This window comes from Pseudomonas sp. NPDC089530 (assembly GCF_050280705.1).
Classification (GTDB): domain Bacteria; phylum Pseudomonadota; class Gammaproteobacteria; order Pseudomonadales; family Pseudomonadaceae; genus Aquipseudomonas.
Window position 1 is genome coordinate 1 of the sequence record NZ_JBNNVU010000123.1, and the last position, 13,597, is coordinate 13,597.

14 protein-coding genes, 1 tRNA gene, 1 rRNA gene and 1 pseudogene are annotated in these 13,597 nt (G+C 59.9%); 15 read left to right on the forward strand and 2 right to left on the reverse strand.

Annotation, left to right across the window (positions count from 1 at the left end):
- Positions 1–93 (forward strand): 5S ribosomal RNA (rrf, locus tag ACQKQA_RS27600); the annotation flags it as partial.
- Positions 94–1,022: 929 nt separating this feature from the next.
- Here the strand turns inward: rrf and ACQKQA_RS27605 are convergent.
- A tRNA-Leu gene (locus ACQKQA_RS27605) sits at positions 1,023–1,107 on the reverse strand.
- 108 nt (positions 1,108–1,215) lie between these two features.
- Here ACQKQA_RS27605 and queA point away from each other — a divergent pair.
- From queA to ACQKQA_RS27635, 6 genes are all read left to right on the forward strand, one after another.
- Positions 1,216–2,265 carry a tRNA preQ1(34) S-adenosylmethionine ribosyltransferase-isomerase QueA gene (gene queA / locus ACQKQA_RS27610; RefSeq protein ID WP_427564390.1) on the forward strand — a complete coding sequence of 350 codons (1,050 nt, stop codon included), beginning with the start codon at positions 1,216–1,218 and terminating at the stop codon, positions 2,263–2,265.
- A 14-nt stretch (positions 2,266–2,279) separates the two neighbouring features.
- A complete protein-coding gene (gene tgt / locus ACQKQA_RS27615; RefSeq protein ID WP_427564398.1) occupies positions 2,280–3,395 on the forward strand; it encodes a tRNA guanosine(34) transglycosylase Tgt in 1,116 nt (371 codons plus the stop codon).
- 47 nt (positions 3,396–3,442) lie between these two features.
- Positions 3,443–3,778 carry a preprotein translocase subunit YajC gene (gene yajC, locus ACQKQA_RS27620; protein ID WP_075121515.1) on the forward strand — a complete coding sequence of 112 codons (336 nt, stop codon included), beginning with the start codon at positions 3,443–3,445 and terminating at the stop codon, positions 3,776–3,778.
- A gap of 62 nt (positions 3,779–3,840) precedes the next feature.
- Entirely contained in the window at positions 3,841–5,709 is a 1,869-nt protein-coding gene (gene secD / locus ACQKQA_RS27625) for a protein translocase subunit SecD (RefSeq protein ID WP_427564391.1), read from the forward strand.
- A 9-nt stretch (positions 5,710–5,718) separates the two neighbouring features.
- Positions 5,719–6,633 (forward strand): protein translocase subunit SecF, encoded by a 915-nt coding sequence (gene secF, locus ACQKQA_RS27630; RefSeq protein WP_427564392.1) that lies wholly within the window; start codon positions 5,719–5,721, stop codon positions 6,631–6,633.
- Positions 6,634–6,753: 120 nt separating this feature from the next.
- Positions 6,754–7,302 (forward strand): glycine zipper 2TM domain-containing protein, encoded by a 549-nt coding sequence (locus tag ACQKQA_RS27635; RefSeq protein ID WP_427564393.1) that lies wholly within the window; start codon positions 6,754–6,756, stop codon positions 7,300–7,302.
- 139 nt (positions 7,303–7,441) lie between these two features.
- Here the strand turns inward: ACQKQA_RS27635 and suhB are convergent, their stop codons facing one another.
- Complete coding sequence (gene suhB / locus ACQKQA_RS27640; protein WP_007929514.1) at positions 7,442–8,257, reverse strand: inositol-phosphate phosphatase; 816 nt, start codon at positions 8,255–8,257, stop codon at positions 7,442–7,444.
- A 256-nt stretch (positions 8,258–8,513) separates the two neighbouring features.
- Here suhB and trmJ point away from each other — a divergent pair, with 256 nt between their 5' ends.
- From trmJ to ACQKQA_RS27680, 8 genes and pseudogenes are all read left to right on the forward strand, one after another.
- Positions 8,514–9,293 (forward strand): tRNA (cytosine(32)/uridine(32)-2'-O)-methyltransferase TrmJ, encoded by a 780-nt coding sequence (gene trmJ / locus ACQKQA_RS27645; protein ID WP_427564394.1) that lies wholly within the window; start codon positions 8,514–8,516, stop codon positions 9,291–9,293.
- On the forward strand, positions 9,286–10,062 hold the full coding sequence (gene cysE, locus ACQKQA_RS27650) for a serine O-acetyltransferase (RefSeq protein WP_427564395.1): 777 nt from the start codon (positions 9,286–9,288) through the stop codon (positions 10,060–10,062). Before trmJ ends, cysE begins: the two co-directional genes overlap by 8 nt.
- A 267-nt stretch (positions 10,063–10,329) precedes the next feature.
- Entirely contained in the window at positions 10,330–10,821 is a 492-nt protein-coding gene (iscR, locus tag ACQKQA_RS27655; RefSeq protein ID WP_009045442.1) for a Fe-S cluster assembly transcriptional regulator IscR, read from the forward strand.
- 50 nt (positions 10,822–10,871) lie between these two features.
- The gene (locus ACQKQA_RS27660; RefSeq protein WP_427564396.1) at positions 10,872–12,086 is read left to right on the forward strand and encodes an IscS subfamily cysteine desulfurase; all 1,215 of its coding nucleotides are present in this window, start codon (positions 10,872–10,874) and stop codon (positions 12,084–12,086) included.
- 101 nt (positions 12,087–12,187) lie between these two features.
- Positions 12,188–12,574, forward strand: coding sequence for a Fe-S cluster assembly scaffold IscU (iscU, locus tag ACQKQA_RS27665; protein ID WP_007929523.1), 387 nt, complete (start codon positions 12,188–12,190; stop codon positions 12,572–12,574).
- 47 nt (positions 12,575–12,621) lie between these two features.
- Entirely contained in the window at positions 12,622–12,945 is a 324-nt protein-coding gene (iscA, locus tag ACQKQA_RS27670; protein WP_045881492.1) for an iron-sulfur cluster assembly protein IscA, read from the forward strand.
- Positions 12,946–12,953: 8 nt separating this feature from the next.
- A complete protein-coding gene (gene hscB, locus ACQKQA_RS27675) occupies positions 12,954–13,475 on the forward strand; it encodes a co-chaperone HscB (protein ID WP_427564399.1) in 522 nt (173 codons plus the stop codon).
- Positions 13,476–13,510: 35 nt separating this feature from the next.
- A pseudogene (locus tag ACQKQA_RS27680) lies at positions 13,511–13,597 on the forward strand (hypothetical protein); the annotation flags it as partial.

Here is a 13,597-nt window from a genome sequence, read left to right on the forward strand (position 1 = left end):
ACCACCTGATCCCATCCCGAACTCAGAAGTGAAACGATGCATCGCCGATGGTAGTGTGGGGTTTCCCCATGTGAGAGTAGGTCATCGTCAAGATTAAATTCCGAAACCCCAATTGCGAAAGCAATTGGGGTTTTGTTTTTGCGCGTCCGAAAACCCTGTGGCTTACCGTCAAGCCAGGTCCCTGGATACTTGCTGGAGGAGAGATCGGGTGCACGGTGATGCGCTTCGCTCCCAAAGCTTGGCCCGGACTTGGCACTTTCGCATATTGATCACCGCGAAGCGCAGCTATGGTGATGCAGATGTATGACGTAGCTCTGCAAGGTCTGCTGATCAATCTGTGCGCACCGTTAAGCTCAGGGTCATCCTCCGGACCGGCACTAGCACATAAAAGCCTGCCTGCGATCACTGTGCGGCTTTGACGGTCCCATAATGCCCGCCGCCAAACGCGCCGCGCTCATTTTTCAAGGCGCTGATGTCTCCGCCGACCGAGTTGCTCCCCAAGAAGCACCGAGGACTTACGCGAGGGAGGAGGGGCCAATGCGATGGCATGAAGTTCGGAGGCCGGATTGTGTTTACACAAGCCGCGCGCGGTGGTCGCCCGACTGAATATCTGTTTGAGTCAGACCCGGGCTTTGTCCGCCACATTGAGGGTGCCGCGTTTTTCGATGCTGGCCTGCAGATTCGCGCAATCGGCTCGAGTGATGAGCTCCGGCTGCTTCTTGTCGGGTGATCAAGATACGAATAGCGGAAGCATCAGTGCTTGTTGCCGTTTGGCTGGACTAGAAGGGCAAGACCTGCACTATCACTCCGCGTGTATTGCTTGTCGGCAGGCTTGGACGCTTTGAGCAGCAAGGCGCATAGCTACACACATCCGGTTCTCGAACTGGAATCTGTACAGAAAATGTACCCAAAAGAGGCTGGTTTGCAAGAGACGGGGATGGAACCCCAGAGACCAAAAAGCCCGCAGTTAGCGGGCTCTAGGGGTGTTGCGTAGCCGTCGTTGGACAGCTATGTACATCAAATGGTGCCCCGAGGGAGACTCGAACTCCCACTCCTTTCGAAAACGGATTTTGAATCCGCCGCGTCTACCAATTCCGCCATCAGGGCTCAATGGCGGCGAAGTATAGAGACGTGCTTACCGTTGGTCAATCAGGTTTCATGGTCAATTTTAGCTATTTCCGCTAAACTTTCCGGCCCTGCTAGACGAACCCCATCATGCGTGTTGCTGACTTTACCTTCGAGCTCCCTGATTCGCTGATCGCTCGCCATCCCCTGGCCGAGCGTCGCGCCAGTCGCCTGTTGACCCTGGATGGGGTTACTGGTGCTCTGGCCCACCGTCAATTCACTGATTTGCTTGAGCATTTGCGCCCGGGCGACCTGATGGTGTTCAACAATACCCGGGTGATTCCGGCGCGTCTGTTTGGCCAGAAAGCCTCTGGCGGCAAGCTGGAAATCCTGGTGGAGCGGGTGCTAGACAGCCACCGTGTGCTGGCCCATGTGCGCTCCAGCAAGTCGCCGAAACCGGGTTCGAAGATCCTTATCGAAGGCGGCGGTGAAGCCGAGATGCTGGCCCGGCATGACGCGCTGTTCGAGCTGGGGTTTGCCGAGGAAGTGCTGCCGCTGCTGGAGCGCGTCGGCCATATGCCGTTGCCTCCTTATATCGATCGCCCGGACGAAGACTCGGACCGAGAGCGCTACCAGACCGTGTATTCCGAGCGCCTGGGGGCGGTGGCCGCGCCGACTGCCGGGCTGCACTTCGATCAACCGCTGCTGGAGGCAATCGCCGCCAAGGGCGTCGAGACCGCGTTCGTGACCCTGCACGTCGGTGCCGGGACCTTCCAGCCGGTCCGGGTGGAGCGCATCGAAGATCACCATATGCACAACGAATGGCTGGAAGTCAGCCAGGACGTGGTGGATGCCGTGGCTGCCTGCCGGGCGCGCGGCGGTCGGGTGGTGGCGGTGGGGACCACCAGCGTGCGTTCCCTGGAAAGCGCGGCGCGCGATGGCGTGCTCAAGCCGTTCAGCGGCGACACCGACATCTTTATCTACCCGGGTCGGCCGTTCCATGTGGTCGATGCCCTGGTCACCAACTTCCATTTGCCCGAGTCCACGCTGTTGATGCTGGTTTCGGCCTTCGCCGGTTATCCCGAAGCCATGGCCGCCTACAAGGCCGCTGTCGAGCATGGATACCGCTTTTTCAGCTACGGTGATGCGATGTTCATCACCCGCAATCCGGCGCCACGCGGCCCAGAGGATCAAGCATGAGTCGCACCTGTCGTATGTCTTTTGAGCTGCTCGCCACCGATGGCAAGGCTCGTCGCGGTCGTCTGACCTTCCCCCGCGGAACCGTGGAAACCCCGGCCTTCATGCCGGTGGGCACCTACGGCACGGTCAAGGGCATGCTGCCACGGGACATCGTCGCCACCGGCGCCGAGATCATCCTGGGCAACACCTTCCACCTGTGGCTGCGTCCGGGTACCGAGGTGATCAAGCAGCACGGCGACCTGCATGACTTCATGCAGTGGAAAGGCCCGATCCTCACCGACTCTGGCGGTTTCCAGGTGTTCAGCCTGGGTGCCATGCGCAAGATCAAGGAGGAGGGCGTGACCTTCGCCTCGCCGGTCGACGGCGCGAAAGTCTTCATGGGCCCCGAAGAGTCGATGCAGGTCCAGCGCGACCTGGGCTCGGACATCGTGATGATCTTCGACGAATGCACCCCGTACCCGGCTGACGAAGATGTCGCGCGGGTCTCCATGGAGCTGTCGCTGCGCTGGGCCCAGCGCTCGAAAAATGCCCATGGCGACAATACAGCGGCGCTGTTCGGCATCGTCCAGGGCGGCATGCACCAGGACCTGCGGATGCGCTCCCTGGAAGGCCTGGACAAGATCGGTTTCGACGGCCTGGCCATCGGCGGTCTGTCGGTGGGCGAGCCCAAGCACGAGATGATCAAGGTGCTGGATTATCTGCCGGGCCAGATGCCAGCAGACAAACCTCGTTACCTTATGGGTGTTGGCAAGCCGGAAGATCTGGTTGAGGGTGTGCGCCGCGGTGTGGACATGTTCGATTGCGTGATGCCAAACCGTAAAGCCCGCAACGGGCATCTGTTCATTGACACTGGCGTGCTGAAGATCCGTAACGCGTTCCATCGCCATGATGATTCGCCGCTGGATCCGACCTGCGATTGCTATACCTGCCAGAACTTCTCCCGCGCTTATCTGCATCATCTGGACAAGTGCGGCGAAATGCTGGGGAGCATGCTCAATACCATCCATAACTTGCGTCATTACCAACGCCTTATGGCTGGTTTGCGTGAGGCTATTCAACAGGGTACATTGGCCGCCTTTGTCGATTCCTTCTATGCCAAACGCGGGTTGCCCGTGCCGCCTTTAGAATAAGTTCTAAAGACGTTCAGACCCACTTTTGTAATTATCCGGAGTGTTACATGAGCTTTTTTATCTCGACTGCAATGGCTGACGCTGCTGCACCTGCTGCTGGCCCTGCCGGCACTGGCTTTGAGTGGATTTTCCTGGTCGGTTTCCTGGTCATCTTCTACCTGATGATCTGGCGTCCTCAGGCCAAGCGCGCCAAAGAGCAAAAGAACCTGCTGGGCAGCCTGCAGAAAGGTGACGAAGTTGTGACTACTGGCGGTATCGCCGGCAAGATCACCAAAGTGACCGACGATTTCGTAGTGCTGGAAGTTTCCGACGCTATCGAGATGAAGTTCCAGAAAGGCGCTATCGCCGCCACTCTGCCAAAAGGCACGCTGAAGGCGATCTAAGTTTCATCTTTTACCAATCGACGGGGCGCGCAAGGCGCCCCGCTTCATAAACGGGCGGCGTGATGCTGAACAAATACCCTCTGTGGAAATACGTACTGATCCTGGCGGTGCTGGCGATCGGTTTTATTTATTCCGCTCCCAACCTCTACCCTGATGACCCGGCCATTCAGGTCAGCGGCGCGAGCACTGCGCTGCAGGTCACTCAGGACGATCTGGACCGTGCAAGCAAGGCGCTCAGCGAGGCCGGGATCGTCGTCAAGGCTTCCTCCGTCGGGGCCAAGGGCAAGGGCGGTCTGCTGCGTCTGACCAAGCAGGAAGACCAGCTTCCAGCCAAGGACGTAGTACGCAAGGCCCTGGGTGACGACTACGTGGTTGCACTGAACCTGGCGCAAACCACCCCGCAATGGCTGCGCAACCTCGGTGCGCACCCGATGAAGCTGGGCCTGGACTTGTCCGGTGGTGTGCACTTCCTGCTGGAAGTGGACATGGAAAAAGCCCTCGACGCACGCCTGAAGGTCTACGAAGGCGATGTGAAGAGCCTGTTGCGTAAAGAGCGCCTGCGCTATCGCAGCCTGCCGCAGCTGGGCGGTGCCATTCAACTGGGCTTCAGCGACGACGCGACCCGTGAACAGGCCCGCGTGCTGATCCGCAAGAACTTCAACGATTTCGACATTGTTCCGGCCGACCTCAATGGTCAGGCGGTGCTGCGTCTGGCGATGACCCCGGCCAAGCTGGCGGAAATCCGTGAATACTCCATCAAGCAGAACCTGACCACGGTCCGTAACCGCGTCAACGAGCTGGGTGTGGCCGAACCTCTGGTTCAGCGTCAGGGTGCCAACCGTATCGTGGTTGAGCTGCCGGGCGTGCAGGACACTGCCGAAGCCAAGCGTATCCTGGGCAAGACGGCCAACCTCGAGTTCCGTCTTGCCGCCGAGCCTGGCGCTTCGAAAGCCACTTCCGAGTCTTTCGAGTTCCGTGAAGGCAATCGTCCTCCCGCGCTGATCGAGCGTGGCCTGATCATCACCGGTGACCAGGTGACCGACGCCCAGGCAGGCTTCGACGAGCACGGTCGTCCACAGGTGAACATCAAGCTCGATGGCCATGGCGGCGAGCTGATGAGCCGTTCGACCCGTAGCAACGTCGGTCGCAGCATGGCGGTGATCTTCATCGAGCAGAAGCCGACCACCACTTACACCAAGCAAGTGGTCGACGGTGTCGAGAAAGACGTCGCGGTGCAGAGCTTCAAGGAAGAGAAGAAGATCATCAGCCTGGCGACCATCCAGTCGCCGCTGGGCAGCCAGTTCCGCATCACCGGCCTGAACGGCCAGGGCGAGTCCTCCGAGCTGGCGCTGCTGCTGCGTGCCGGTGGCCTGGCCGCACCGATGTACTTCGCTGAAGAGCGCACCATCGGTCCGAGCCTGGGTGCCGACAACATCACCAAGGGTATCGATGCGTCGCTTTGGGGCATGCTGTTCGTGTCGCTGTTCATCATCGCCATCTATCGCTTCTTCGGCATCATCGCCACTGTGGCGCTGGCGCTGAACATGGTGCTGCTGCTGGCCCTGATGTCCTTGCTGGGGGCTACGCTGACCCTGCCGGGTATCGCCGGTATTGTGTTGACCATGGGTATGGCGGTGGACGCCAACGTACTGATCTTCTCGCGGATCCGTGAAGAGATCGCCGCTGGCATGACCGTGCAGCGGGCAATCAACGAAGGCTTCGGCCGGGCATTCACCGCGATTCTCGACTCCAACCTGACCACCTTGCTGGTCGGCGGGATTCTCTTTGCCATGGGCACCGGCCCGGTCAAAGGCTTTGCGGTGACCATGTCCCTCGGGATCTTTACCTCGATGTTCACGGCCATCTGGCTGACTCGCGCGATGGTCAACCTGATCTTCGGCGGTCGTGACTTCAAGAAGTTGTGGATTTAAGGGGCTGCCATGTTACGTACTATCAACTTCATGGGCGTGCGCAACGTAGCGTTCGCCATGACCCTGCTCCTGACCGTTCTGGCGCTGTTCAGCTGGTTCCACAAGGGGTTGAACTACGGTCTGGACTTCACCGGCGGTACGCTCATCGAGCTGACCTACGAGCGTCCGGCGGATGTGATGAAGGTTCGCGCGCAACTGAGCGAATCCGGTTATCACGAAGCGATCGTGCAAAGCTTCGGTGCTACCACCGACCTGCTGGTGCGGATGCCGGGTGAAGACCCGCAACTGGGCCATCAGGTGGCGGAAGCGCTGCAGAAGATCGGCGGCGACAACCCGGCGCAGGTCAAGCGCGTCGAGTTCGTCGGCCCGCAGGTGGGCGAAGAGCTGCGCGACCAGGGCGGCCTCGGCATGCTGATGGCACTGGGCGGCATCCTGATCTACCTGGCCTTCCGCTTTCAGTGGAAGTTCGCGGTCGGCGCCATCGTCTCCCTGATCCACGACGTGGTAGTGACCGTGGGTATCCTGTCGTTCTTCCAGATCACCTTCGACCTGACGGTGTTGGCGGCGGTACTGGCGATCATCGGTTACTCGCTCAACGACACCATCGTGGTCTTCGACCGGGTGCGCGAGAACTTCCGTGTGTTGCGCAAGGCCAGCCTGATCGAGAACATCAACATCTCGACCACCCAGACCCTGTTGCGCACCATGGCGACCTCGATCTCCACCCTGTTGGCGATCGCGGCGCTGCTGTTCTTTGGTGGCGACAACCTGTGGGGCTTCTCCATCGCGCTGTTCGTTGGTGTCCTGGCGGGTACCTACTCGTCGATCTATATCGCCAACGTGGTGCTGATCTGGCTGAACCTGAGCAGCGAGGACCTGATTCCTCCGGCCAATACCGAGAAGGAAGTCGACGACCGTCCATAACGGTTTCCACTTCCCGGCAGGCAGTCAAAAAGGCGCGAGTGTTGAACTCGCGCCTTTTTTTATGCTCGAAGGCTAGGAGAAGCGCGGGCTTGTCCCGCTTGTGATGGTCAGGAGGTTCACGTGAACAAGTCTATGTTGGTTGGTGCGGTACTAGGTGCTGTCGGTGTGACTGCCGGGGGTGCTGTTGCCACCTACAAGCTGGTCAATAGCGGGCCTGAGTATGCGCAAGTGCTGGCTGTTCAACCGGTTAAACAACAGATCAAAACACCGCGTGAAGTGTGCAAGGACGTCACCGTGACCCGTCAGGCTCCGGTGAAGGATCAACATCAGATCGCCGGTACGGTGGTCGGTGCACTGGCCGGTGGCCTTCTGGGCAACCAGATCGGCGGTGGTACAGGCAAGAAGATCGCTACGGTCGCCGGTGCGGTCGGCGGTGGTTATGCCGGTAACAAGGTGCAGGAGGGCATGCAGGAGCGTGACACCTACACCACAACCCAGACCCGCTGTAACACGGTCAATGACATCAGTGAAAAGGTCATGGGTTATGACGTGAAGTACGAGCTGAATGGCAAGCAAGGCCAGGTGCGTATGGATCATGATCCGGGCAACCAGATTCCGGTCGGCAAGGATGGTCAGTTGATCCTGGGGCAGAACCAGCCGGCGTCATAAGGGTTGCAGCGTCACCCATGAAAAAAGCACCTTTCGGGGTGCTTTTTTATTACCTATTATTCAAGGCTCCTACAACGTGCGCGGTAAATCGCAGGCATAAAAAAAGCACCCCGTAGGGTGCTTTTTCTGTCGCTGGCGCTTAGCGCTTCAGCGAGGCCGGCAGGTGCGGCTGGATGGCGGTGAGGACCGCCTTGAAGCATTTGGTGTTGCCGGCAACCACGTGGCCTTTTTCCAGGAAGTCGTGACCACCGGTGAAGTCGCTCACCAGGCCGCCGGCTTCTTGAATCAGCAGGGCGCCTGCGGCCATGTCCCACTCGGACAGGCCCGACTCCCAGAATGCGTCGAAACGACCGGCAGCCACATAGGCCAGGTCCAGGCTGGCGGCACCGGCGCGGCGGATGCCTGCGGTCTGGCCGACCAGGGCGCGGAACATGCCCAGGTAGTTGTCGAGGTTGTCCATCTGGTCGTCACGGAACGGGAAACCGGTACCCAGCAGAGCGCCGTCCAGGCTGGTGCGGCCGCTGACGCGCAGGCGACGACCGTTCAGTTGGGCGCCACGGCCGCGGCTGGCGGTGAATTCTTCCTGGCGCACCGGGTCCAGAACCACGGCGTGTTCCAGGCGACCACGGTATTTGCAGGCGATGCTGACCGCGAAATGAGGAATGCCGCGCAGGAAGTTGGTGGTGCCGTCCAGTGGGTCGATGATCCACAGGTAGTCTTCACCTTCGCCGCTGCCAGCGTGCAGGCCGGTTTCTTCACCGAGAATGCCGTGGGTCGGGTAGGCCTTGCGCAGGGCGTCGATGATCTTCTGCTCAGCAGCGCGATCGACTTCGGACACGTAGTCCTTGGCGTCTTTTTCGTCAACCTTGATGGTATCCAGGCGCTCGATGGAGCGGAAAATCAGTTCACTGGCGCTGCGGGCGGCGCGCAGCGCGATATTCAGCATTGGCTGCATGGATAGGTCACCTAAGGTTGTTAAAGAAAGCCGAGCATTCTAGCAGAAAACTTTTGCAGATGAAGATCGACATTCACTCCGCCTGCCTCGATCTGCCGTACGGACCGGTAAACACGGGCATATTTTGACGAACGGCAGTCTGTCGCGAGTGCGTTGGTTTTTACCGCAAGCCGGCCCGAAGCAGTTATTTTTGAGGCGGGAGCGGCGGCTGTTCTGTAAGATTTGCTCCCCTTTCCCGTGTCCGAGAGCGCCTCCCTTGCTGCAGAACATTCGTGTCGTCCTGGTCAATACCAGTCATCCCGGGAACATCGGCGGGGCTGCGCGTGCCATGAAGAACATGGGGCTGTCGCGGCTGGTGCTGGTCGAACCGCGGGTCTTTCCGTCCCCTGAGGCCGATGCACGAGCGTCCGGGGCTACCGATATTCTTGAAAACGCTCAGGTCGTTGCCACCTTGGAAGATGCCTTGGCGGGCTGCACCCTGGTGTTCGGCACCAGTGCCCGGGATCGGCGTATTCCCTGGCCATTGCTCGACCCCCGTGAGTCTGGGGTCAAGGTGGTGCAGGAAGCCGGGCAGGGCGCCGAAATTGCCTTGGTGTTCGGCCGTGAAGATTCCGGCCTGACCAATGACGAGCTGCAGCGATGTCACTTTCACGTGCATATCCCTTCGGATCCGGAGTTCAGTTCGCTGAACCTGGCGACGGCGGTGCAGGTGCTGGCTTATGAAGTGCGTATGTCCTGGCTGGCGGCCGAAGGCCAGCCGAGCAAGGTCGAGAAGGACGAAGTGGCGTCGCCACGCAGCGATGAGCTGGCGACCATGGATGAGTTGGAGCGGTTCTACGAGCATCTGGAGCAGACGCTGGTGGCCATCGACTTCCTCGATCCGGAAAAGCCACGGCACTTGATGGCGCGCCTGCGTCGGTTGTACGGACGCAGCTCGGTGAGCCGGGCGGAAATGAATATTTTGCGTGGCATCCTCACGGAAACGCAGAAAGCGGCCCGTGGCGAGCTCCTTAAGCGGAAGAATGACGATGTTTGAGCGTTTGCGTGAAGATATCCAGAGTGTTTTCCATCGTGACCCGGCGGCGCGTAACGCGTTCGAGGTCCTGACCTGCTACCCGGGCATGCACGCCATCTGGATCCACCGCCTGTCCGGCGCACTGTGGGGTATGGGCTGGAAATGGCTGGCGCGCCTGGTGTCGAACTTCGGGCGCTGGCTGACCGGAATCGAGATTCACCCAGGGGCCAAGGTCGGTCGCCGCTTCTTTATCGACCATGGCATGGGCATCGTTATCGGCGAAACCGCGGAAATCGGTGACGACGTCACCCTCTATCAGGGCGTGACCCTGGGCGGCACCAGTTGGAACAAGGGCAAGCGCCACCCGACCCTGGAAGATGGGGTGGTGGTGGGGGCGGGTGCCAAGGTGTTGGGGCCGTTCACTGTGGGCGCGGGGGCCAAGGTCGGTTCCAATGCGGTGGTGACCAAGGCGGTGCCGGCGGGCGCCACTGTGGTGGGGATTCCCGGGCGCATCATCGTCAAGTCCGATGACGAACAGGAAGCGAAGCGCAAGGCCATGGCCGAGAAACTTGGTTTCGATGCCTATGGTGTCAGCGAAGACATGCCGGACCCGGTGGCGCGGGCCATTGGCCAGTTGCTCGATCACCTGCAGGCCGTTGACGGGCGCCTGGAGGGCATGTGCGGGGCTCTGAAGGATCTGGGCAGCAACTACTGCGCCAAGGATCTGCCGGCGCTGCGCGATGAGGATTTTGCCGGGGTCAAGGATAAGGGCGGCAGCCAGGTCGGCTGATTTTTTTGTTTGGCGGTCGGTTGCGAGCACTATCGCCCAGGTGCTCCCCTGCAGGAGCCTGTGTGCTCGCGACGACGCCCGAAAATGCGTTAGCGACCCATTAGTCACCCGTCTGATTCCAGATGTGCCATTGCTCTACAGACTTTGCTATCATTCGCGCGCTCTTTTGCGGGTAAACCTGACTAAAGTAGTAGGTCTTATAGTTGACTTAATTACTCGGGAATTGCATACTCGCTCCCATCCCGAAACACTCCGTGGTACCTGTCCATGCGACTGACTACAAAAGGCCGATACGCGGTAACAGCCATGCTTGACCTGGCGTTGCACGCGCAACATGGGCCGGTGTCCCTGGCCGATATCTCTGAGCGCCAAGGCATCTCCCTGTCCTATCTCGAACAGCTCTTCGCCAAGCTGCGCCGTAGCAATCTGGTGTCCAGCGTGCGTGGTCCGGGTGGTGGCTACCAGCTATCGCGCGACATGCAAGGCATTCAGGTGGCCCAGGTGATCGATGCGGTGAACGAATCGGTCGATGCGACCAAATGCCAGGGCCAGGGTGACTGCCATTCCGGCGACACCTGCCTGACCCACCACTTGTGGTGCGATCTGAGCCTGCAGATTCACGAATTTCTGAGTGGTATCAGCTTGGCCGACCTTGTGACTCGCCGTGAGGTGCAAGAAGTAGCCCAGCGTCAGGATCAGCGCCGCTGTAATGGCAAGGCGCAGCACCTGGACAAGATTGAAGCGTCCGCCGTCGAATGACAGCCAAAGAGCTAGCGGCACGCCAGCCAGCCTGATTTAGGAGAGAGTCCATGAAATTGCCGATTTACCTTGATTACTCAGCGACCACCCCGGTTGACCCGCGTGTCGCGCAAAAGATGAGTGAATGCCTGCTGGTCGACGGAAACTTCGGTAACCCGGCGTCCCGCTCTCACGTGTTCGGCTGGAAAGCCGAAGAGTCGGTGGAAAATGCCCGTCGTCAAGTGGCTGACTTGGTCAACGCCGACCCGCGTGAAATCGTCTGGACCTCCGGTGCCACCGAGTCCGACAACCTGGCAATCAAGGGTGTCGCGCATTTCTATCACACCAAGGGCAAGCACCTGATCACCTCGAAGATCGAGCACAAGGCTGTCCTGGACACCATGCGCCAACTCGAGCGTGAAGGCTTCGAAGTCACCTACATCGAGCCGGGCGAAGACGGCCTGATCACGCCGGCCATGGTCGAAGCCGCCCTGCGCGACGACACCATCCTGGTGTCGATCATGCACGTGAACAACGAAATCGGTACGGTCAACGACATCGCCGCCATTGGCGAGCTGACCCGCTCCAAAGGCATTCTGTTCCACGTCGACGCTGCTCAGTCCACCGGCAAGGTCGAGATCGACCTGCAGGCGCTGAAAGTCGACCTGATGTCGTTCTCCGCCCACAAGACCTACGGTCCTAAAGGTATCGGCGCGCTGTACGTCAGCCGCAAGCCGCGGGTTCGCCTCGAGGCGACCATGCACGGCGGCGGTCACGAGCGCGGCATGCGTTCCGGCACCCTGGCCACCCACCAGATCGTCGGCATGGGCGAAGCCTTCCGCGTCGCCAAGGAAGACATGGCGGCCGAGAACGCACGCATCAAGGCCCTGAGCGAGCGCTTCTACAAGCAGGTCGAGCACCTGGAAGAGCTGTACGTCAACGGCAGCATGACTGCTCGCGTACCGCACAACCTGAACCTGAGCTTCAACTATGTCGAAGGCGAGTCGCTGATCATGGCGCTCAAGGACCTGGCGGTTTCCTCCGGTTCGGCCTGCACCTCCGCTTCGCTCGAACCTTCGTACGTACTGCGCGCCCTGGGCCGTAACGACGAACTGGCGCACAGCTCGATCCGCTTCACCTTCGGCCGCTTCACCACCGAAGAAGAAATCGATTACGCCGCGCAGAAAGTCTGCGAGGCCGTGATCAAACTGCGCGCTCTTTCGCCGCTGTGGGACATGTACAAAGATGGCGTCGATATCTCGAAGATCGAGTGGGCGGCACACTAAATATAGAAGCCGCCAGATACCGGTCCTGTAGCGACGCGGCGGCTGACGCTGGCGTAACTGCAGGGCCCAAGAGCGGTCCTGATGAGTGAGGATTAAGAATCATGGCTTACAGCGAAAAGGTCATCGACCATTACGAGAACCCGCGTAACGTCGGCAAGATGAACGCGGAAGATCCTGACGTCGGTACCGGCATGGTCGGTGCTCCGGCGTGCGGCGACGTCATGCGCCTGCAGATCAAGGTCAACGAGCAGGGCATCATCGAAGACGCCAAGTTCAAGACCTACGGTTGCGGTTCGGCTATCGCCTCCAGCTCCCTGGCTACCGAGTGGATGAAGGGCAAGACTCTGGATGAAGCAGAGACCATCAAGAACACTCAGCTGGCTGAAGAACTGGCCCTGCCGCCAGTGAAAATCCACTGCTCGGTACTCGCCGAAGACGCCATCAAGGCTGCTGTTCGCGACTACAAGCAGAAGAAAGGCCTGATCTGATTTCGCGGATCATCTTTCACAGATTGAGCGACAAGTAAGGAGTCACGATGGCTATCAGCATGACAGAAGCGGCTGCTCAACACGTGCGACGCTCCCTCGACGGGCGCGGCAAAGGTGATGGGATTCGCCTGGGTGTTCGCACCACGGGCTGTTCCGGCCTTGCCTATGTCCTGGAGTTCGTCGACGAGATCGGTGAAGACGATCAGGTGTTCGAGAGCCATGGCGAGAAAGTGATCATCGATCCGAAAAGCCTGGCCTACCTGGATGGCACCGAGCTGGACTTCGTCAAGGAAGGGTTGAACGAAGGCTTCAAGTTCAACAACCCCAACGTGCGCGGTGAGTGTGGCTGCGGCGAAAGCTTCAACGTCTGAGGCTGCTCGTGGGTATTCCTTGTCATTTCGCTTTATTTGAGCTGCAACCGAGCTTCCGCCTGGATCTCGACCAGTTGGCCACGCGCTACCGTGAGCTGGCGCGTGCCGTTCATCCCGATCGTTTCGCCGACGCTTCCGAGCGCGAGCAGCGGTTGGCGCTGGAACAGTCCGCCAGCCTCAACGAGGCCTACCAGACACTCAAAAGCCCTCCCAAGCGCGCACGCTACCTGCTCGCCATGGCAGGCCATGAGTTGCCGCTGGAGGTCACAGTGCACGATCCGGAGTTTCTTCTGCAGCAGATGCAATGGCGCGAAGAGCTTGAGGATCTGCAGGATGAGGCCGACCTGGGCGGCATCGCGGCCTTCAAGCGTCGCCTGAAAGTGGCTCAGGATGAATTGAACGAAAGCTTCGCAGCCTGTTGGGACGATGCAGCGCAACGCGAACAGGCCGAGCGCCTGATGCGGCGCATGCAGTTCCTCGACAAGCTCACCTACGAAGTGCGCCAGTTAGAAGAGCGCCTCGACGATTAACCCAGTGCCGCTCCGGTCGCACGCCTGATATACAGATGGTGCTGTCGAGCCAGAACAGCGCCGAGCGCGACCTGCGCCTGGAGCCGGGCGAATCCATGGACCTGGCCGGCTATCACTTCATC